We start from the raw sequence: 21,033 nt of genomic DNA, 5'->3' as shown, positions 1-21,033 counted from the left end.
ATCCTCCAGTAAAATTGCAGCAAAGAATCGGCTGTGGTTCCGGGGCGGGGACAGTGTCCGGCTCCCGGGCGGCCTCGTGTAGACTCGAAGCGCCACGACAGCGGCAACTGGCGCGCCGCGTAGACGAAGGACTTCCACGACCATGCTGATCGGCCATTATGAACCCACGCTGGTGCTGCTCTCGATCCTGGCGGCGGTCTTCGCGTCCTACACGGCGCTGAGCCTGGCGGTCCGGGTCAAGGCGTCGTCCGGCCATGCGCCGCACGCGTGGACCGCCGGCGGTGCCTTTGCCATGGGCAGCGGCATCTGGGCCATGCACTTCATCGGCATGCTGGCGTACCGGCTGCCGATGCCGCTTGCCTACGATCCCTGGATCACCCTGGTGTCCTGGCTGCTGCCGGTCATCGTGTCCGGCCTGGCCCTGTGGCAGCTGCGCCACCGCCAGCTGGCCGGACGCCACCTGGCCTGGGGCGCCTGCCTGATGGGCCTGGGGATCAACGCGATGCACTACACCGGCATGGCCGGCATGCGCATGGACCCGGCCATCCGCTACGATCCCTGGCTGTTCCTGGCATCGGTGGCGATCGCCATCGGCGCCTCGGCCGGGGCGCTGTGGATCGGCTTCAGGCTGCATGACGGGATCCGCCATCCGCGCCTGCTGAAGCTGGGCGCGGCGGTGATGATGGGCGGGGCGATCGCCGGCATGCACTACACCGGCATGGCAGCCGCCCGGTTCGACGCCGCCAGCGTCTGCCGGGCGGCCGACGGCGGCGTCAACCAGGACCACCTGGCGCTGCTGGTGGCGGTGGCGGCATTCGCGGTGCTCAGCATTGCGCTGCTGGCGGCGGTGTTCGACACGCGGCTGGCGGCGCGCAACCGCACGCTGGCGGCCTCGCTCGAGACGGCGGCCGAGCGCCAGCAGCTGTTCCTGCGCGAGCAGCGTGCCCGGGTCGAGGCCGAACAACTGAGCCAGGCCAAGGACGAATTCCTGGCCACCCTGTCGCACGAATTGCGCACGCCCCTGAACGCGATGCTCGGCTGGTCGCAGTTGCTGCTGCAGGGCGCGCGCGACGAAGCGATGCTGCGGCGCGGCCTGGAGACCATCGAGCGCAACGCGCGCGCCCAGTCGCAACTGATCGAAGACATGCTCGACATGAGCCGCCTGATCGCCGGCAAGATCCGGATCGAGGCCAAGCCGGTGCCGCCCGCCGAATTCGTCAATGCCGCCCTCGAGACGGCGCGCCCGGCCGCGCTTGCCAAGCAGATCGGGCTGGTAGCCCAGGTCGACTACGATGCCGGCCCGGTGCGCGGCGACCCCGCCCGCATGCAGCAGGTGATGAGCAACCTGCTGTCGAACGCGATCAAGTTCACCGAGCCGGGCGGACGGGTGGCGGTGAGCCTGCGCTGTGAAGGCGAGGGCGTGGTGATCGATGTCGCCGACACCGGGGCCGGCATCGACGCCGGTTTCCTTCCGCATGTATTCGACCGTTTCCGCCAGGCCGATTCCTCGTCCGCGCGCCGCCACGGCGGCCTCGGACTGGGGCTGGCGATCGCGCGCCAGCTGGTCGAGCTGCAGGGCGGGACCATCACGGTGGCCAGTCCCGGTCCCGGGCGCGGCGCCACTTTCACCCTGCACCTGCCTGTGGCGCAGGGCGCCGGCGAGCGCGCGCCGGCAACGGGCACGCCAGGTGCCGGCCTTGCGGCCGGGCTGGCGCACCCGGCCGGCTGCGCCAGCCTGGCCGGCCGCTGCATCCTGGTGGTGGACGACGAGCCGGATTCGCTGGAACTGGTGCAACTGGTGCTGGCCGGAACCGGGGCGCGGCTGGTAACGGCGACCAGCGCGGCCGAGGCGCTGCGCATGCTCGAACTGCACCGGCCCGATCTCCTGGTCAGCGACATCGGCATGCCGCTGATGGACGGCTTCGAACTGATCGGCCGCGTGCGCGGCTTGCCCGACCAGGCGCTGGCGAAGCTGCCTGCGATCGCATTGAGCGCGTTCTCTCGCCGTGAAGACCAGTTACGCGCGCTGGAGGCGGGTTTCGACGAATACATGGCCAAGCCGCTGCACCCGGCCCGGCTGCTGGACACCGTGCTGGCAATGGCGGCGCGCGCCGTGCCGGAGACTGGCCGTGCCTGAAGGGCCGCAGGCCCTGCGCGACGGGTGAGGGTGTGCGTGCCGCCTACTGGGCCGGCTGCCAGTGCATGTCGGGCAGCACCAGGTGCAGGCGGAGCTCGCGCTCGCCCGTGGCGCCGCAGGAAGGGTCGGCCTGCGGGCCTTCGAGGCCTTCGACGATGAAGCCGCGGTTGCGGCCCGCTTCCTTGCCCTTGTAGAGGGCGCGGTCGGCCAGCGCGATCGCCTGTTCCCAGCCGAAGGCCGGGCCCGCGCCGAACGGCAGCGAGACCGCGCCGGCGGTGGCGCTGACGGCCAGCGCGGTCCCGTCCTCCAGGACCACCGGGGCGGCCGCGATCGCGTTCAGGATGCGCTGCACCAGCAGCGGACGCTGGGCCTCGCTCACACCCTGCGAGTACACCAGGAATTCCTCGCCGCCCCAGCGCAGCACCATGTCGGAACCGCGCACCACTTCGTTCAGGCGGCGGCCGACCTCGACCAGCACGGTGTCGCCCGCCGCATGGCCGTAGCGGTCGTTGATGCGCTTGAAGTGGTCGATGTCGAGCAGGGTGAAACAGTCGGCGGCGACGCCAGCGGCGCCGGCCGCCGGCTGCTCGCGCATCCGCTCGACGAACGAGCGGCGGTTGAACAGCCCGGTGAGCGGATCGTGGGCCGAGCGGTGCGCCAGTTCGGCGTTCAGTTCGGCGAGGCGGCGTCCGGTGGCCTGCGACTTCCGGTACAGCATGTACACGAAGCCGCACAGCACGAGCGCCAGCAGCGCCCCGAGCGAGGCCAGGGCGGCGCGCAGGTTACGGTTGCGCAGCTCGGCATCCTTGACCGCGTTTTCCTGGCGCAGGCGCTCGATCTGGGCGCCGCGCTGCTTGGCGTTGAACTGTTCCTGCAGCGCGGCGAAGGCCTTGTTGCGGCGTTCGACCGACAGCGTTTCCTGGATCTTCTCGCGCTCGCGCACCGTCTGCAGCGCCTGGCGGTGCAGGCCGGCGCGTTCCAGCGCCTCGCTCTTCTCGGCCAGGATGTTCGATACCGCCAGCATGGCCCCCGCCTTGCGCAGCTCTTCGGTGGTGCGGTCGATGTACACCGTGCCCTCGGCCATGCGGCCCTGGCCGAACAGCGCGAAACCGAGATTCGCGTTCACCATCTGGATGATGCTCTGGTCCTTGACTTCCTCGGATGGGGCGAGGGCGGCGCGGGCGGCCCGCTCCGCCTCGACGAAGCGCTGTGCCCTGAGCCAGGCATCGGACACGTTGCCCAGCACGTTCGCCTCGATCCAGCGCAGCTCGTGGCGGCGCGCCAGGGCCAGCGCGCGGTTGAAGGCGGCGTGCGCCTGTGCCAGCTGGTTCAGGGACACGTAGGCGCGTCCGTCCATGAAATGCATGAGCGCTTCGACCCGCGGCGGGATCGCATCCTGTCCCGCGCGCGCCTCGCGGTAGGCGCGCGTGGTCTCGAGCGCCTTGGCCGGGTTGTCGCTGTTGACATACAGGCGCGCAAGCGCCAGCCGCACGTCCGCTTCGCGCGGACTCCACAGCGCCGCATTGCGCTGGACCAGTTCGAGCGCGCGCAGGTAGTGCCCCAGTGCCCGGTCGTGCTGGCCAGTGGTGTTGTAGATCGCGCCGTAGGCGACTTCCGCATTGGCCTCGAATTCCGGGTTGCCCAGCTCGCGGTACTGGCCGTTGAGCGACTCCAGCAGGGCCATGGCCGCGGCCGGGTCGTTGTCGTTGAGGCGCTTGTGCACCCGGCCGAGACTGGCCAGTGCTACGTGCAGCGGATCGCGTGCGCCGCTTGCCAGCTTGATCAGGCGTTCGTCGACCGCATAGGCCTCGCCGAGCTGGCCGGCATCGCTATGGATGCGGCGCAGCAGGCGCAGGAACTGCAGCTGCACGGCATAGGGTGCACTGCCGGTAAAGCGCGGCGCTTCCTGCAGCAGCAGGGCACGGGCTTGCGGGTTGCTGCGCTCGGCGAGGCGCGTCAGCTCGCGCAGGCGCAGGTCCGCGCCCAGCACGGCATCGCCGGCACCGGCCGCGCATGGCGCCATGCCCGCGCAGACCAGCGCCAGCAGCATGGCCGGCAGGGGCGAGCGCCTGCGGCGCCTGGCCTGTCGGGACAACAGTGTGCTCGTCATCGTGCTCGGTCTGCCGCAAGGGATCTGGGGTGCGCGGCGAGAGGCCGGGCAGCTCGCTGCCGCTGGATGCGGCAACCAGGGGATTATGTTCTGTTGATTTGTGGAAATCAAGCGCTGCTTGTGACCAAGAGTGTTTACACAACGCTTGTCTTTTTATTGTTGGAACACGGGGAATGGACCGAGATTCATCATTTACTTTGATTCAGACAACAATCTAGTGATAATGTCGTGCCTGCAATAGCACGCCGGGTCGGCATACGGCCTTGTGGCAGCATGTTCATGCTCCCGGTGGCACCAAGCCGCGCCCCAAGACGCGGAACACAACTAATTATCGATTGGAGAACACGTAGTGAGTCTTTTCAGAACCAAGAATCTCGACATGATGGTGGCGTCGGCCCAGAAGCCGGGCGGCCTGAAGAAAGTGCTCGGTCCGTTCGACCTTGTGCTGATGGGCATCGGCGCCATTGTCGGCACCGGCATCTTCGTCCTGACCGGCACCGGCGCCGTCACCGCGGGACCTGCCCTCACGCTCTCCTTCATCATCGCCGCCATCGCCTGCGGCTTCGCCGCGCTGTGCTACGCCGAGTTCGCCTCGAGCGTGCCGGTGGCCGGCTCGATTTACACCTACAGCTACTTCACCCTCGGGGAACTGGTCGCCTGGATGATCGGCTGGGACCTGCTGCTCGAATACGGCCTGGCCACCTCGGCGGTCGCGGTGGGCTGGTCGGGTTATTTCCAGTCCCTGCTCAAGGGCATCGGAATCGTCCTGCCGGAAGCGCTGCGCGCGGCCCCGGGCGCGCAGCCGGGCGTGGATACCCTGTTCAACCTCCCGGCCTTCCTGATCATGATGTGCCTGACCTTCCTGCTGTCGCTCGGCGTGCGCGAATCGGCGCGCCTGAACAACATCATGGTGATCATCAAGACCGGCGTCGTGATCCTGTTCATCGTCGTCGGCGTCAACTACGTCAAACCCGATAACTGGCAGCCCTTCATGCCCTTCGGCGCCGGCAGTGTCCTGAGCGCCGCCGCGCTGGTGTTCTTCGCCTTCATCGGCTTCGACGCCGTGACCTCGGCGGCCGAGGAAGTCAAGAATCCGGCGCGCGACCTGCCGATCGGCATCATCGGTTCGCTGGCCGTGTGCACCGTGCTGTACGTGGCCGTGGCGGCGATCATGACCGGCATCGTCCCCTTCATGCAGTTCGAAGGCGTCGACCACCCGGTCTCGCTGGCATTGCAGGTGGCGGGCCAGGACTGGGTCGCCGGCTTCGTCGACCTGGCCGCGATCCTGGGCATGAGCACGGTGATCCTGGTGATGGCCTATGGCCAGACCCGCATCCTGTTCGCGATGTCGCGCGACGGCCTGCTGCCCGCCAGGCTGTCGGTCGTGCACCCGAAATACGGCACCCCGTACTTCGCCACCTGGCTGGTCGGCATCATCTTCGGCCTGATCGCCGCCCTCGTGCCGCTCGGCGTGCTCGCCGAACTCGTCAACATCGGTACCCTGGCCGCGTTCTCGCTGGTGTCGGTGGCCGTGATCATCCTGCGCAAGAAACGTCCGGACCTGCCCCGTGCCTTCCGCTGCCCGGGCGTGCCGGTGGTGCCGGGCCTGGCCATCGTCTTCTGCCTGGTCCTGATGTCCTTCCTGAGCTGGCATACCTGGCTCGCCTTCGGGATCTGGATCCTGATTGGACTTGCCGTGTACTTCCTGTACGCGCGCCAGCGGTCGCTGCTGAACACGCAGTAAGCCGCCGCGCCAGGGCGAGCGCCCGGCCACCGCGAGGTGGCCGGGCGTTTTCATTGGCGCTGTCACCGTTATTTGTTGATGGCTCCGATCGCGATCCGCAGCAATTGTTCTGCAGTCGTGATGCGTTCGCCGTCGAGCGCCCAGCGCCAGCCCAGGTAGTTGGGCAGGTAGCGTGAGGCCACGCCGCGGAAGTGGCTGAGCCACTGCCGCAAGCGCGCGTGATAGGCGTTGACGTTCTGGACGTGGATGGCGCCGGCAGCTCGGCGACGGACCCGTATGCCGGCCTGCAGGTTGACCGCCTCATGCGCAATGCGGTGCTTGCGGGCGAACGCGCGGTAGGCAGCGTGGGAATCGCTCACCAGCAGCACCTGCCGGTCGAGCTTGGGCAGCAGATGGCGCTCCAGCTGCCCGGCTTTCAAGGGACCCCGGCCTACGACCGCATCGATCGTCTGTCCGCTACGGTCGCGCGCCACCAGGATGCAGTCGAGCTCGCTTGAAATTCCGCGCTTGTGTGCCCGACCACCGCGCTTGCGCGCCGGCCTGTCCAGCTTGCGCGACCCCTTTTGCGATTCGAGGATGAACATCTCGTCCGCTTCGGCGATGCCGCTCAAGGTCTTGGGACGATCGTGCCTGGCCTGGTCGAGAAAGCGGTGGCGCCAGCGGAAGGCCGTGTTGCGGTGTACGCCGACCTCCCTGGCCGCTTTGCGCACCGATTTCGAATCGAGCATCGTGTTCAGGTAGTCGAGCCACTTCTCCCGTAGCCGCAGGTGCGCCAGTGGCGTTCCGCTCAGGTCGTTATAGGTGCGGCCGCACTCACGGCAGCGGTAGCGCTGCAGGCCGTTGGCCTGGCCATGCCGGTAGTAGCGCTCGCAAGCGCAGGCGGGACAGCGGCGCTTGCCTTCCTTGACCTGGGCAATGAGGGCGACGATGCGGTCGAGTCCGGCAGCCGGATGCAGGGCCGAGAGCGTCTGCAGGCGCTGCGGCACGTTCAGTGCGGGCAGCTGGGCGAACCACTTCGTGAAGCGGGGAGCGCGCATGATCGGTTCCTGTCGAGGGAGACAGGGGTTCGACCGCCGAACTGCTCGGCAGTTCAGGTCTCATCCATATGTCCGGCTGACTGCGCCTTTTCATTCGCCCCCCGTCTACCGCTGCCTGGCGCAAGGTCCCTCCGGCATGCCGTGTTAAGCTTGGGCACGCGCGCCGCCCATTCCGGGGGGCGGCTTCGAGGAGACTTTCCATGAGCGCCATCGTGCTCGGCAAGGGCGACGCCCTCCTGATCGTGGACCTGCAGAACGACTTCCTTCCCGGCGGCGCGCTGGGGGTGCCACATGGCGACCAGGTGCTGGCACCGGTCAACGCGCTCGTCGCGCTGTACCATGGACGCGGCCTGCCGATCTACGCGTCGCGCGACTGGCACCCGGAAAACCACTGTTCGTTCTCGGCCCAGGGCGGGCCCTGGCCGCCGCACTGCGTGGCGGCCACCGAAGGCGCGCTGTTCAGCGAGGCGCTGCAGCTGCCGGAGGAGGCGATCGTCGTCTCCAAGGCGCTCAGCGCGCACGAGGATGCCTACTCGGCCTTCAACGGCACCGGCCTGGCGCGCAGCATGCTGGCCGATGGCGTGACCCGGCTGGCGGTGTGCGGCCTGGCCACCGACTACTGCGTGCTGAACACGGTGCTGGATGCGATCGAGGCCGGGTTCGAGGTGCTGCTGGCGCTGGAGGGCATGCGCGCGGTCGAGGTCCATCCGGGTGACGGCGAGCGCGCCCTGGTGCGCATGCTGGGCAAGGGTGCGGTACCGGTGGTGCTGTCGAATGGCCAGCTGGTGGCCGATCCGGCACTCGGCGCGCGCCTGTAGGCAGGGCGGCGCCCAGCCTGCCCGTGCGGACAGCCGGATCTTGACCGTTCGGTAAGATTTTTGCCGCTCTGCTTTTGTAATTTTGTAATCCCTTTCTTACATACTCACAGCGCACCTACCGATTCTCCCGGGAAGCCCTGGTCCGGATAATCTCGATATTGTCCTAGCAGACCAACACGACTACCCGAGACCATGAATTCGATGCTGTTAGCAGAGGACGCCACAGTCGCCGCGAGCGCGGCGGCACGCGCACCCGCACAACCGTTGCGCGCACGGCCGCTGTATTTCGCACTGTACGAGAACGCAGCTGCCCACGCGGACGAAGCCCAGGCCTACATCACCGACCAGATCGCCCGGGTCGCGGCCTTGCCCGCCGACCTGCCGCCTACGCTGGCCGAGCTGCCCGACTGGGTCCAGCAGCGCACCGACGCCGTCGGCGCGCAGTACCGCGACTACCTGGCCGCGCGCAAGGCTGGTGCCCCGCGCCGCTATTTTTCCTGTCGCGCGCACGCCCTGTATTTCATCAAGGCCGTGGCCCCGACCAAGCTGGTCGACGGCGCCTGGCTGTACGGGCTGCTGAAGCACTGGGACAACCCGGCCTATCACGCGCTGATCAAGACCTATCTCGAGGAGCTGGGCGAAGGTGTGCCGGACAAGAACCACGTCACCATCTACGGCAAGCTGCTCGCGACCCATGGGTGCGAGGGCTGGGAAGGACTGGATGACGAGCATTTCGTACAGGGTGCGATCCAGCTCGCGCTCGGCCACAACACCGAACGCTTCCTGCCCGAGGTCATCGGCTACAACCTCGGCTACGAGCAGCTGCCGCTGCATCTCCTGATCACCTCCTACGAGTTGAACGAGTTCGGGATCGATCCCTATTACTTCACGCTCCACGTCACGGTCGACAACGCCGCCAGTGGCCACGCGCGCAAGGCGGTGCAGGCCCTGGCTGGCCTGATGCCGCGCGTGGGCGACCGTGAAGCCTTCTACCGCCGCGTGCTGGACGGCTACCGCCTGAACGACATCGGGGCCAGCACCACGTCCTGCATCGCCGAGTTCGACCTGCAGGACGAACTGGTGCGCATTCTTGCCACCAAGAGCGTGGTCGGCAAGAACATGCATTCGGATTACTGCCGGGTGGCGGGACGCTCGGTGAACGACTGGCTGGGCGATCCGGCCCGCATCCCGGACTTCCTGGCTGCACTGGAACAGGCCGGCTGGATCAAGCGCGGCGAGGCGGTGGAACACAGCCGCTTCTGGCGCCTGGTCCATGGCGAGAAGGCCGAGATGTTCGGCGTGTTCAGCGCCTATGAGCTGCAGGTGCTGCGCGACTGGATCACGGCGGCGCCGGACGGCAGCCGCACCGAGGGGCCGCGCATGCTGACCTGGCGCGCGCGCCAGCGCACCCTGGACAACCTGGGCGAACAGCAGGACCGTGGCGCCCAGTTTCCGGAGCGCGGCCTGATCCGCCGCCACCCGCGCCTGGAAGCGCCGGACAACGAGTTGCGGCTGCTGGAGGAACAGGTGGCCGCCGCGCCGGGCAAGCAGCAGGCCATGGCGCTTCTGGGCGACCTGATGTCGCCCGCGGCACACCACGGCGCGGCCGGCCTGATGGCCACCCGGATGTACACGCGCCTGTTCGACGCCTGAGCATTGCCTGGCAAGATCTCATTCCGCATGCCGGGCCCCGCGCCCGGCATGCCCACAACCACAACAAGGATCTATTCGTGCAAATCCTGGAACAACGCTTCCTGCGCGGACCGAATGTCCACGCCGATTCTCCCTGCCTGCTGAGCGTGGTTGACCTGCAGGACCTGTACGGCATCTCCTCGAAAGACATCCCTGGCTTCAATGACGCGCTACTGGCCGCCCTGCCGACGCTGGCCGGCGGCCCGCCAACCGGCCAGCGTGGCGGTTTCGCCCAGCGCCTGCGCGAAGGCACCTATCTCGGCCGCGTGATCGAACAGGTGACGCTCGACCTCCAGGCCCAGGCCGCATCGGGCGCCGCGGCGCCGCCCGTCTACGGGCGCACGCGTCCGGTCGTCGGCCAACCCGGCCGGTTCCGCATCGTGTGCGCCTACCAGGTCGAAAAGCTGGTGCAGCCGGCGTTCGAACTGGCGCTCGACCTGGTCACGGCGCTTGGGCGCGGCGAAGGCTTCGACCTGGCACCACGCCTGGACGAACTGCGCCGCATCGCGGCCCGCCACGCGATCGGCACCAGCACCGCGGCGGTGCTCGCGGCGGCGCACGAGCGCGGCATTCCCACCTTCCGGATCACCGAGGACGCCAACCTGTTTCTGCTGGGCTGGGGCGCGAAGCAGAAGCGCCTGCAGGCCACCATTACCGGCGACACCAGCTTTATCGCGGTCAAGGTCGCCAGCGACAAGCAGCTCACCAAGACCCTGCTCCGGGAAGCGGGGGTCCCGGTGCCCGAAGGCGCGGTGGTGAGCACGGTTGACGAAGCCCAGCGCGTGGCGGCGCGCATGAAGGCGCCGGTCACCCTCAAGCCGCTCGACGGCAACCAGGGCAAGGGCGTCACGGTCGACTGCCGCGACGCCGAGCAGGTCGCGCGCGCCTTCGCGTTCGCGCGCGAGTACGGCCGGCGCATCATCGTCGAGCGCCATGTCGAAGGGCGCGACTACCGCGTCCTGGTCGCCGCCGGCCGGGTCGCCGCGGCCGCGATGCGGCGCCCGGCGCACGTGGTGGGCGACGGCATCGCGAGCATCCGCGAACTGGTCGAACGCGAGAATGCCGATCCGGCGCGCGGCGCCGGTCACGCCACGATCCTGACCACGATCTCCCTCGACGATCACGCGGCCGACATGCTGCGCAAGCAGGGCTTCGACTTCGACAGCGTGCTGCCGTGCGGCGTGGCGGCGGAACTGCGCGGCAACGCCAACCTGTCCACCGGCGGCACTGCGGAAGACGTCACGGAGTTGCTGCCGGAGTCCACGCGCCTGCTGTGCGTGCGCGCGGCCGCCAAGATCGGGCTCGATGTGGCCGGTGTCGATATCGTCTGCCGCGACATCGCACTGCCGCTCGACGCCCAGCGCGGCGCCGTTATCGAAGTGAATGCCGCGCCCGGCATCCGCATGCACCAGTACCCGAGCAGCGGCGCGCCACGCGACGCCGGCGACGCCATCGTGCAGGGCCTGATGGGCGACTCGGACGGGCGCATTCCCACCATCGCCGTCACCGGCACCAACGGCAAGACCACGACCACGCTCCTGATCGGGCACGCGGTACGCATGGCCGGCAAGGTGGCTGGCGTGACCACCACCGAGGGCGTCTTCATCGACGGCAAGCAGGTTGCCAAGGGCGACTGCACCGGCTACTGGTCGGCCCGCAGCGTGCTGGCGTCGCCCGAGGTCGAGGTGGCGGTGCTGGAAACGGCGCGCGGCGGCATCCTCAAGCGCGGCCTGGCCTTCGACCGCTGCGACGTCAGCGTGGTGACCAACATTGCCGCCGACCACCTCGGGCTGGACGGAGTCGACACGGTCGAAGACCTGGCACAGGTGAAAGCGGTGGTGGCCGGCGCCGCGTCGCGCGCGGTGGTGCTCAACGCCGAGGACGCGCTGTGCGTGGCGATGGCCCGGCGCACCAAGCCGGAGGCGGAGATCGTGTATTTTTCGATGGATGCAGAGAACCCGGTGCTGCTGCAGCACCTGGAAGACGGCGGACGCGGCGTCTACCTGCAGGACAATGCGCTGGTGGTGGCCGACGGTACCCTGCACCAGCAACTGCTGCGGGTGGAAAGCATGCCGGTGGCCTTCGGCGGCCGGGCGCGCTTCAACATCGCCAACAGCCTGGCGGCGGCGGCGGCCCTGATGGCGTCCGGTTTTTCCAACCTGCAGATCGCCACCGGGCTGTCGACCTTCGTCTCGAATGGCCGCACCAATCCGCTGCGCACCAATGTGTTCGACATCCGCGGCGTGACCGTGATCGTCGACTATGCCCACAATCCGGCAGCCTACCGCGCGATGGCCGAGATGGCGCGCGCACTGCTGCCGGGCCAGCTGGTGGGCATCGTCACCGCGCCCGGCGACCGGCGCGACCAGGACCTGCGCGAAGTCGGCCGCGTGTGCGGCGAGCGCTTCGACGAGCTGGTCGTGTACGAGTCGCAGAGCCGCGGACGCGCGGTGGGTGAGGCGGTCGACCTGATCCTGGAGGGCGCGCGCGAAGCGGCCGGCCTGAGCGACACCCTGCACCGGGTAATCGAGGTGGGCGAGGCGATTCGCCACGGACTGGCGCTGTGCCAGCCGGGCGACGTACTGGTGTTCGCCTGCGGCTCGTCGCTCCAGGTGTTCGTCGATGCGCTGCGGGTGAACGATCCGGATAGCGCGGACCTGGTGGCGGCCCAGGTCTGATCAGAAGAAGAAGTTCAGCGCCAGGGTCCACATGTCGGGCTTGGCGCCGGACGGCTTGTCCTTGCCGTAGCGCTCGTATTCGGCGCTGATGGCGGTATTCGGCGTGATCGAGTACTGCAGGCCGAAGGCGCCATAGGCGCCGGTGTCGGTCTTCCTGCCCAGCGGGGCGGGCTGGGTGGGCTGGGAGGGCAGGGCGGCCGGACGGCGCACCTGGGCCACGCCCACCTTGCCGTACAGTGCCAGCTTGTCGGTCAGCGGCAGCACCGGCTTGACCGCGATGTACATGCCATAGCCCTTCTTCAGGTCGACCGCGCCGCCCTCGAGGGCGAGCGACTTGCTGATGTGGTAGCCGGCGAAGACCTTGGGACTGGCCTTGGTTGCCGCTCCCACGTAATCCACGCCCGTCACGGCGGCGCCTGCATAGGCCGGCGCCGCCGGACGCGCCGGTTCGGCGGCCTGCGCCGCGCCGGCGAGCGCGATTCCCATCATTCCGGCGGCGAGGGTGGCCAAGACTTTGAACATAGTGATCCTTCCGAATTCATGCCGGTCCACTGTCCGTCGGGAGCGGGCCGGGCTACGGATGAGCAAGGTAACAGGCGCGCGCCGACATGAAAATAGCAATTTGTAACGAAATGCAAAAGTCTGGCTTATACATGGCCAGCGATTCATCCGTTTAAGGATCACTTAAGAGATGGACGACGAAAAACGCCCCGCAGGGCGTCGTTCACGCGAAACGGGGGGGAATCAGATTGCTTCCGCTTCGATACGGCGCGCGAGGTCCGGCTTGTCCGGGCGGATCGCGTCGAGCAGTTCCGACAAGGTGGTGCCGCAGCCGAACACCAGCACGTCGCCCGGCTGGCACAGCGACAGGCCGTGCCGGATCGCCTGGTGCGACGCCAGCACCACCGTCAGCGAGTCGTCGGCCAGCTTGCCCAGCCTTGCGCCGCGCACCAGCAGCGCGGCAGTTTCGCCGTCGGCGCGGCCACGGTTCTCGGTTTCGAACACCACCAGGTCGTCGAAGCCGGCGGCACAGGTGCGGCCGATGTCGATCAGGTCGGCATCGCGGCGGTCGCCGGGTGCCGCCACCACGCCCACCAGGCGCCCGGCCGTCATCGCGCGCGCGCTCTCGGCCAGCGCCGCGTAGGCCGCGCAGTTGTGGGCGTAATCGACGATGACGGTCACGCCGTCGACGTCGAACAGGTTCGAGCGCATCGGGTTGTGCTTGGCGTCCGACACGAAGCCACGCAGGCCGTCCGCGATCTCGGCATTGCTGAAGCCGTGGGCGGTGAGGGCGGCGGCGGCCGCCAGCGCATTGGCGATGTTGTAGCGCGCCGCGCCCCCCAGCGCCACCGGCATCTGGCGCGCGTCGAGCAGCGCTTCGTGGCGGCTGCCGTCCGCCAGCACCACGCTGTGGTCCTGCAGGTAGAGCGCGCGGCCGCCGTTTTCCACGTGGCGCAGCAGTACCGGGTTGTCCGGGTCGAGCGAGAAGTAGATCGCCTCCACGCCGTCGCGCAGGCCATCCGCCATCGCCACGCAATAGTCGTCCTCGGCATTGAGCACCACGGCGCGCGTGGCGCGCTGGGCCACCACCGCCTTGACCCGGGCCAGGTCGTCGAGGGTCTCGACGCCATCCAGGCCGAGGTGGTCGCTGGAGACGTTCAACACCACCGCCACATCCACGTGGTCGTAGGCCAGGCCGCGCTTGAGGATGCCGCCGCGCGCCGTTTCCAGCACCGCGAAATCGACGCCCGGGTCGGCCAGCACGCTGCGTGCCGAATGGTAGCCGGTGCAGTCGCCTTTCATGGTGCGCACGCCGTCCACGTACACGCCCTCGGTGGTGGTCACCCCGGTGCGCAGGCCGGCCAGGCGCACCGCGTGCGCGATCAGCAGCGAGGTGGTGGTCTTGCCGTTGGTGCCGGTGACCGCCACGGTCGGGATACGGCCATCGCATTCGCCGAACAGGGCGTCCACGATCGCCGCACCGGCGTCGCGCGGCGTGCCGCGGCTCGGGTACTGGTGCATGCGGATGCCGGGCGCGGCGTTGACCTCGATGATGCCGCCGCGCTGGGCGCGCAGCGGCTGGCCGATGTCCTGGCAGACGATGTCGATCCCGGCCACGTCCAGGCCGATGGTGCGGGCGGTGCGGATGCAGATGTCGCGCGTTTCCTCCGGCAGCAGGTCGGTCACGTCCTCGGCGGTGCCGCCGGTGGACAGGTTGGCGTTGCCGCGCAGGTCGGCCGTGACGCCGGCCGCCAGCACCGTGTCGAGCGTGTAGCCCTGCCTGGCCAGGGTTTCCTCGGCCAGCGCATCGAGCGGTATCCTGGTCAGGATATTGGTGTGGCCTTCGCCGCGCGCGGGGTTGCGGTTCTCGATCTCGACCAGCGCGCGGATGCTCGCGTGGCCGTCGCCGGTAACATGCGGTGGCCGGCGCCAGGAAGCGGCCGCCACCTTCCTGCCGGTGACCAGGACGCGGTAGTCGCGGCCCTCGAGGTGCTGCTCCACGATCACGTGGCGCCCGTACTTGCGCGCATGGGCGAATGCGCGCGCCACCTGTTCCGGCGTGGCGCAGTTGGTGGTCACGCCCTTGCCCTGGTTGCCGTCGAGCGGCTTGAGGGTGACCGCCGTGCCGAGCCGGCGCGCGACCCGCTGCGCTTCCTCTTCCGAACTCACGGTGGCGCCGCCCGGAACGGGCACACCGGCCTGCTCGAGCAGGGCCTTGGTCAGCTGCTTGTCGCTGGCGATGCCGACCGCGATCGAATTGGTGGCGCCGGTGATGGTGGCCTGCAGGCGTTTCTGGCGGCTGCCCCAGCCGAGCTGGAACAGGTTGGCATGTTCGGTCAGGCGCAGCGCGGGAATGCCGCGCCTTTGCGCCGCCTGCACCACGGCGCCGGTGCTGGTGCCGATGGCATGGTCCTGGGCCGTTTCGCGCAGGGCGGCGACAGCCGCTTGCAGGTCGAAGGGACGGTCGTGCGCGAGCGCCTCGACCAGTTCGAGCGCGACCCGCAGCGCGGCCTCGGCCACCTGCTCGGTCGCATAGCCGCACACGACGCGGCGCGCGCGCGGCCTGCCCGCCAGCGCCAGGGTGGCGCCAAAGTGGCCCGGAGCGCCGGCCAGGCGCTGCAGTTCCATCAGCACCGGCTCGACCGCCTCCACCAGCAGCGCGTCGTCGGCCAGGCGCACCGCTGCGTCCGCCGGCAACTCGGGCAGCAGGGCGAACAGGCGGGCGGCAAAGCCAGCGGGGGCCGTTTGCCTGTCCTGGGCGCCATCCTCGATGACCGTCATCAGGCAGGGGCTGGCGGCGTACAGGTTGGGGCCGCGCAGCAGGCGTTTTTCCTTGATTTTCATGAAATCGGGTTCCGTTTCGTTACGTTTTCCAAAAAATCGAGCAGCGGCGGCGGCAGGCCCTTGCCGGGCGCGTCGTCGCTGGAGGGCAGCCGGTAGCTGCTGCCTGCCGGAAGCAGGTGCAGGCGCACGTCGATCAGTTCCGGGGTGTCGCGGTCCTTGATGAAGGCCACGTTGGTGAGCATGCCGCGTCCGTCGACGATGGTGACGGCGCCCTGGCCCAGCACTTCGATGCCGCTGCCGATGTCGACCACCAGTGCCGTGTCCTCGTCGATGCCGATCCCTTGCAGGTAGGGGTTCTGGGCCACCACGCTCAGCAGGCGCGACAGGCGCTGGCGCTCCGAGAAGTGCTGGTCCACCACCACCCGGTGCAGGAAGCCCAGGCCCGCGCCCAGGCTGACCGAGCCCTTCTCGGGCAGGATCTCGGCACGGCCCTGGGCCAGCATGTGGCCCGACATGGCCGAGGCGCCGGCGCTGGTGCCGCCGATGGTGGCGCCGCGCTCCTTCAGGGCCACGTGCATGGCGGTGTCGAGCGCACTGCCGCCGATCAGGGCCAGCAGGCGCTTCTGGTCGCCGCCGGTCATGAAGACGCCGGTGGCGGCGTCGACCCGGCGCACGAATTCCTCGCTGTTGGCGTCCTGGCGGCTGGTGACCTCCAGGTGGCTGCGGCGCTGCACGCCGAGCGTGCCGAAGGCTTCGTCGTAGATGCTCCACATCTCGTCGGCGATGGTGCTGGCGGCGGTGATCACGACGATGTTGGCGTCGGGGCCGCCAGCCAGCTCGACGAAGCGCTTCAGGATTTCCATTTCGCGCGTACGGTCCTCGTGGCCGCCGATGATCACCAGGTGGCCGTCCTTGCGCTGTGCACGCCGCCGCTGTTGCTGCTGTTCCTGTTGCTGCTGCTGTTCTTCGCTCATCGTTGGGTCATCCTTGCGTGCGGCATGCCGTGGTAGCACAGGGCGCCGGCCTCGGTGCGGCTGACCGCGATCAGGCCGACGTCCACTTCGCGATCGAACAGGTCGAGTCCGCGCTTGAGCGCCGCTTCGAGCGGCATGCCGTCCTCGATCCAGCCATAGACGGTGCGCGCCAGCAGGTGGCGCATGATGTGTTCGCCGATGCCGGAGGCGGCCACGGCGCCGTGCGGCCCGGCGTAGAAGCCGCTGCCGATGATCGGGCTGTCGCCGACCCGGCCCAGCAGGCTGGGAGCCGAGCCTCCGGTGGAACAGGCCACCGCGAAGTGGCCGTCCGGGCCGCGTACCACGGCGCCGACGGTGTCGCAGGCGCTCGACTTGGGCAGCTGCAGCGGAGTCTTGTAGTTCCAGAAGCGGTCGAACAGGCGGTTGTCGATCCCGGGCATCAAGGGCACCGAACCGGCCAGCTCCTTCATCAGGGTGCGGTGTTCGGCGCGCTGGTGGTCCGAGATCGGTGCGCTGCCGGGCATGCCGAGCGAACGCGCGAAACGCTGCGCACCCTCGCCGGCCAGCATCACATGCGGGGTGTCGGCGATGGCGCGCGCCAGCTTCACGGGATTCTTCACGTCGCGCACGCAGGCCACGGCGCCGAGGCGGCCGCGGGTATCCATGATCGAGGCGTCCATCTCGATGGTGGCGCCGTCCAGGCCGAGCGAGGCGCCGCTGCCGGCATTGAAGCGGCCGTCGTCCTCGAGGGTGGTCACGGCGATGATGGCGGCGTCCAGCGCGTCGCCGTTGACTTCCAGCTGGGCCAGGGCGCGGCGCGCGGCCAGCACGCAGCCGTCCTCGTGTTCCAGCGGCGCGCCGGCGCCGCCGTGCACGACGACGGCGCCAGCCTGGGGGGAGTGGCTCATGGGATCCTTGTTCCTTGTTGTATGGGGTGGTGCCGCGTTGTCACGCAGTCAATGCCAGCATTATCCCGGCCACGGGTTGCGCACCATATCGGTAGCGTTGCCGTGCGTGTGTAAGAAGTTGCTTACAGGGGCCTTGCCCGGGCGGGGTAGAGGAGGGATGCGCCGCGCAGGGCCGCGCGCAGCGAGCGCGCCAGTTCCAGCCGCGCCGAGGGTGTCAGATAACGTCCAATCTCGGCACGCTGGCCGCGCGCCTCGATAACCACCAGGCTGCGCAGGCCTGCGGCCAGCTCGACCCGCGCATGCGCCGGATCGAGGCGCACCACGAAGCAGCGGGTACCGTCCGCGTGCTCGACCATCAGGCCGCCCGCGTCGAGCACGATGCGTTCGTGGTCGAGGGCATGGCGGCTGTAGTGGAACAGGGCGGCACCCACCGCCGCGGTTTCCAGCAGGGCAAAAGCCAGCACCATCCAGGCGCCACGCAGCAGGAACACCAGCGCGATGCCGAGGGTGGCAGCGCACAGCAGCGCGTACACCAGCAGCGCCTGGCGCGGCGTGAGCGAGCAGTTGCGCCTGAACAGCCATTCAGCGGGGGGAGGAGCAGGGCCTGCCATGGTCGACAAGGTGTCAATACGAGGATGTGCCAGTTTGCCACAGCCGGCCAAAAGCCGACGCCCGGACGGACGCGGCGGTGGCGGATCTGTTACCATACCGCCCCTCTCTTTCTTAAGCATCCTATGGCGCTCGCTTGCGGCCTCGATTTCGGCACTTCCAATTCCACCGTCGGCTGGCTGCCAGGCAGCGCCCTTCAGGCCGGCACGCACGCCCTGCTGGCCTTGGAGGATGGCAAGGCGACCCTGCCTTCGGTGGTGTTCTACAACGCCGATGACGAGCAGGTGCGCTATGGCCGCGCCGCCCTGGCCGACTACCTCGAAGGCTATGAGGGCCGCTTGATGCGTTCCCTGAAAAGCCTGCTCGGCACCAGCCTGATCGACGGCCAGACCGAGGTCGCCGGCCGCGCGCTGCCCTTCAGGGCGCTGCTCGGGCAGTTCATCGGAGAGCTGCGCCGCCGCGCCGGGCGGCAGGCGGGGCGCGAGTTCACCAGCGCCGTGTTCGGGCGTCCAGTGTTCTTCGTCGACGACGACCCGGAGGCCGACCGCCGGGCCCAGGACACGCTCGAGGAAGTGGCACGCCAGGCGGGCTTTCGCGAGATCGCCTTCCAGTACGAACCGATCGCCGCCGCCTTCGACTACGAGTCGCGCATCGAGCGCGAGGAACTGGTCCTGGTGGCCGACATCGGCGGCGGCACCTCGGATTTTTCGCTGGTGCGCCTGGGCCCGGGACGGGGCGCGCGACCGGACCGGCGCGACGACATCCTTGCCAATGGCGGTGTGCACATCGGCGGCACCGACTTCGACAAGTACCTGAGCCTGGCCAGCGCGATGCCGCTGCTGGGCTATGGCAGCAGGATGCTGTCGGGCGCCGCGATCCCGTCGGGCTTCTATTTTAATCTCGCCACCTGGCATACGATCAACCAGGCCTACACCCGCAAGAGCATCGCCCAGCTGGCCGACCTGGTGCGCGATGCGGCCGAACCGGCCCGGCTGCAGCGCCTGCAGCGCCTGATCGACGACCGCGCCGGCCACTGGCTGGCGATCCAGGTCGAAGCGGCCAAGATCGGCCTGTCGGCCAGCCCGACCATGTGCATGGAGCTCGGGCGCCTGGCGCCGCCGGCCGCGATCGAACTCACGCGCGCCGGCTTCGACGAGGCGACCGGCCAGCTGGTCGACAGCGTGGCCGCCACCGTGCGCGCGCTGCTGGCGCAGGCCGGCGTCGACGCGGACGCGGTGGACACGGTATTCTTCACCGGTGGATCGAGCGGCATCGCGGCCCTGCGCGCGCGCATCGCGGACCTGGTGCCGCGGGCGCGCAAGGTCGAGGGCGACCTGTTCGGCAGCATCGGCTCCGGCCTGGCGCTGGACGCGCTGCGCAAGTTCGGCTAACCCTTTTCATCCTACAGGACACCGGCATGAGTACCTATGAACGCCCGATCGTGATGCTCGACTTCGAGACCACCGGCCTGTCGCCCGAGATGGGCGACCGTATCACCGAGGTGGCGGCGCTGCGCATCGTCGGCGGAGAAGTCCGCGAACGCTACGTCTCGCTGGTGAACTGCGGGGTGCGCATTCCGTCCTTCATTACCCAGCTTACCGGCATCACCCAGGACATGGTGGACGCGGCGCCGCCCAGCCAGAAAGTGGTGGCCGAGCTGCTCGACTTCATCGGCACAGACATGCTGTCGGCCCACAATGCGAGCTTCGACGAGAAGTTCCTGAAGGCCGAGGGCTGGCGCATCGGCCGTCCCACCGCGCACTGCGGACTGGTCTGCTCGCTGAAGCTGGCGCGCCGCCTGTATCCGGGCCTGCCGAGCTACAAGCTGGGTAACCTGTCGAGCCGGCTCGGGATCGCCTTCCGCGGCACCGCCCACCGCGCCGAGGCCGATGCCGAAGTGGCGGCCGAGGTGTTGCTGCACGCGGCGCGCCACCTGGGCAGCACCCACGGGCTGCGCCGGGTCGCGCCGGACCTGCTGGTCTCGCTCAACAAGCTGGCCGCGGCCAAGGTACCGGTCTTCCTCGACAAGTATGCGAGCCTGGCGCGCGAGCAGGCCGCAGCCGGCTGATCCGGCTGCCCACGATTGTGCGGGCGCAAACCCCCGGCATTCGACCTCCTTAAAATTTTAACAATTTGATCGTTGCCGCGGGCGGCGAGGGGGAGGGATGCAACGCCACAACGCTGCCCGCGAGCGGGCCGAAGTCTTTGCCTGGTTTCGCCCGGCCGCTGAGCGCGGCGATCCCTATGCCCAGTTCAACCTGGCCCTGCTGTACCAGAAGGGCGAGGGCGTCGCGCCCGACGAACGGCTTGCCTTCGACTGGATGAACCGGGCCGCGCGCCAGGGACTGGCGGCGGCCCAGAACCATCTCGGCGCGATGTACGGCAAGGGCCACGGCACCGCGCGCAACCCGCGGCTGGCGGCGCGCTGGTTCGCCCGCGCCGCCGGCCAGGGCGACGCTGCCGCCCAGCAGAATCTCGGCCAGCTCTACCGCAAGGGGCGCGGCCTGCCGCAATCCGACCCGCTGGCCTTCGGCTGGTTCTACCGCGCCGCCGAGCAGGGCCTGGCCAGCGCCCAGAACCTGGTGGGCGAATCCTACCTGCTGGGCCTGGGAACGGCGCCCAGCCATCCGCTCGCCATGGCCTGGTTCCGCAAGGCCGCGCGCCAGGGCCATGCCCCGGCCCAGCTCAACCTGGCCCTGATGTACCACCGCGGCGACGGCGTCGAGGCCGACGACGTCCAGGCCCTGTGCTGGTTCCGCCAGGCCGCCGCCCAGGGCAGCCCGGTGGCCCAGCGCGCGCTGGGCCTGGCCTATGCCCACGGCCGCGGCGTGGCGCGTGACCCGGCGCGCGCCGTGGCCTGGCTCGAGCGCGCGGCCGCGGCCGGCGACGGCGAAGCCAGGCGCGCGCTCGACAGCCTGCGCACTGCCAGGCGGCGCGGCGCCTAGGCGCGGACAGTCCGCCGTGCCGTATTGACGCGGCGCCCCGCATTTGCGAGCCCGGCAATTCGCGTTATGATTGCCGTCGGCATATGCCGACCCATG

The 21,033-nt window shown here is 69.1% G+C and carries 15 protein-coding genes; 8 read left to right on the top strand and 7 right to left on the bottom strand.

The window, feature by feature from the left end; translation table 11 throughout:
* The first annotated feature begins 142 nt into the window (after positions 1 to 142).
* Positions 143 to 2,137: an MHYT domain-containing protein gene (locus LE190_RS17665; RefSeq protein ID WP_225239930.1), complete on the top strand. Its 1,995-nt coding sequence runs from the start codon at positions 143 to 145 to the stop codon at positions 2,135 to 2,137.
* A gap of 43 nt (positions 2,138 to 2,180) precedes the next feature.
* Here the strand turns inward: LE190_RS17665 and LE190_RS17660 are convergent, their stop codons facing one another.
* On the bottom strand, positions 2,181 to 4,247 hold the full coding sequence (locus LE190_RS17660) for a tetratricopeptide repeat-containing diguanylate cyclase (protein ID WP_225239929.1): 2,067 nt from the start codon (positions 4,245 to 4,247) through the stop codon (positions 2,181 to 2,183).
* A gap of 349 nt (positions 4,248 to 4,596) precedes the next feature.
* Here LE190_RS17660 and bcaP point away from each other — a divergent pair, with 349 nt between their 5' ends.
* A complete protein-coding gene (gene bcaP / locus LE190_RS17655) occupies positions 4,597 to 5,991 on the top strand; it encodes a branched-chain amino acid transporter BcaP (protein WP_369598435.1) in 1,395 nt (464 codons plus the stop codon).
* A gap of 68 nt (positions 5,992 to 6,059) precedes the next feature.
* On the opposite strand, the gene LE190_RS17650 is transcribed toward bcaP, so the two are convergent.
* Positions 6,060 to 7,028, bottom strand: coding sequence for an IS1595 family transposase (locus LE190_RS17650; RefSeq protein WP_225239928.1), 969 nt, complete (start codon positions 7,026 to 7,028; stop codon positions 6,060 to 6,062).
* Positions 7,029 to 7,228: 200 nt separating this feature from the next.
* Here LE190_RS17650 and LE190_RS17645 point away from each other — a divergent pair, with 200 nt between their 5' ends.
* The 3 genes from LE190_RS17645 (at position 7,229) to cphA (LE190_RS17635) (ending at position 12,216) form a co-directional block, all read left to right on the top strand.
* Positions 7,229 to 7,846, top strand: coding sequence for an isochorismatase family protein (locus LE190_RS17645; RefSeq protein ID WP_225239927.1), 618 nt, complete (start codon positions 7,229 to 7,231; stop codon positions 7,844 to 7,846).
* Between the two features lie 192 nt (positions 7,847 to 8,038).
* Positions 8,039 to 9,499: an iron-containing redox enzyme family protein gene (locus LE190_RS17640; protein ID WP_225239926.1), complete on the top strand. Its 1,461-nt coding sequence runs from the start codon at positions 8,039 to 8,041 to the stop codon at positions 9,497 to 9,499.
* Between the two features lie 77 nt (positions 9,500 to 9,576).
* Positions 9,577 to 12,216, top strand: coding sequence for a cyanophycin synthetase (gene cphA, locus LE190_RS17635; protein ID WP_225239925.1), 2,640 nt, complete (start codon positions 9,577 to 9,579; stop codon positions 12,214 to 12,216).
* Here cphA (LE190_RS17635) and LE190_RS17630 read toward each other — a convergent pair whose 3' ends face one another.
* The 5 genes from LE190_RS17630 to LE190_RS17610 all read right to left on the bottom strand — a co-directional run bounded on the left by LE190_RS17630 (position 12,217) and on the right by LE190_RS17610 (position 17,994).
* Positions 12,217 to 12,738 carry an outer membrane beta-barrel protein gene (locus LE190_RS17630; protein ID WP_225239924.1) on the bottom strand — a complete coding sequence of 174 codons (522 nt, stop codon included), beginning with the start codon at positions 12,736 to 12,738 and terminating at the stop codon, positions 12,217 to 12,219.
* 222 nt (positions 12,739 to 12,960) lie between these two features.
* Positions 12,961 to 15,561 carry a cyanophycin synthetase gene (gene cphA / locus LE190_RS17625; RefSeq protein ID WP_225239923.1) on the bottom strand — a complete coding sequence of 867 codons (2,601 nt, stop codon included), beginning with the start codon at positions 15,559 to 15,561 and terminating at the stop codon, positions 12,961 to 12,963.
* Entirely contained in the window at positions 15,558 to 16,475 is a 918-nt protein-coding gene (locus tag LE190_RS17620) for a cyanophycinase (RefSeq protein ID WP_225239922.1), read from the bottom strand. Before LE190_RS17620 ends, cphA (LE190_RS17625) begins: the two co-directional genes overlap by 4 nt.
* The gene (locus tag LE190_RS17615; protein WP_225239921.1) at positions 16,472 to 17,383 is read right to left on the bottom strand and encodes an isoaspartyl peptidase/L-asparaginase; all 912 of its coding nucleotides are present in this window, start codon (positions 17,381 to 17,383) and stop codon (positions 16,472 to 16,474) included. Before LE190_RS17615 ends, LE190_RS17620 begins: the two co-directional genes overlap by 4 nt.
* A gap of 122 nt (positions 17,384 to 17,505) precedes the next feature.
* Positions 17,506 to 17,994, bottom strand: a complete 489-nt coding sequence (locus LE190_RS17610; protein ID WP_225239963.1) for a DUF2244 domain-containing protein — start codon at positions 17,992 to 17,994, stop codon at positions 17,506 to 17,508.
* 123 nt (positions 17,995 to 18,117) lie between these two features.
* Here LE190_RS17610 and LE190_RS17605 point away from each other — a divergent pair, with 123 nt between their 5' ends.
* The 3 genes from LE190_RS17605 (at position 18,118) to LE190_RS17595 (ending at position 20,937) form a co-directional block, all read left to right on the top strand.
* Positions 18,118 to 19,383: an Hsp70 family protein gene (locus LE190_RS17605; RefSeq protein ID WP_225239920.1), complete on the top strand. Its 1,266-nt coding sequence runs from the start codon at positions 18,118 to 18,120 to the stop codon at positions 19,381 to 19,383.
* A gap of 26 nt (positions 19,384 to 19,409) precedes the next feature.
* Positions 19,410 to 20,060, top strand: coding sequence for a 3'-5' exonuclease (locus LE190_RS17600; RefSeq protein ID WP_225239919.1), 651 nt, complete (start codon positions 19,410 to 19,412; stop codon positions 20,058 to 20,060).
* Positions 20,061 to 20,157: 97 nt separating this feature from the next.
* A complete protein-coding gene (locus LE190_RS17595; protein WP_267875337.1) occupies positions 20,158 to 20,937 on the top strand; it encodes a tetratricopeptide repeat protein in 780 nt (259 codons plus the stop codon).
* Positions 20,938 to 21,033: the final 96 nt, after the last annotated feature.

The sequence above is a fragment of the Massilia hydrophila genome, assembly GCF_020208145.1.
GTDB lineage: Bacteria > Pseudomonadota > Gammaproteobacteria > Burkholderiales > Burkholderiaceae_D > Telluria > Telluria hydrophila.
This window is presented reverse-complemented; position numbering and strand designations above follow the sequence as displayed.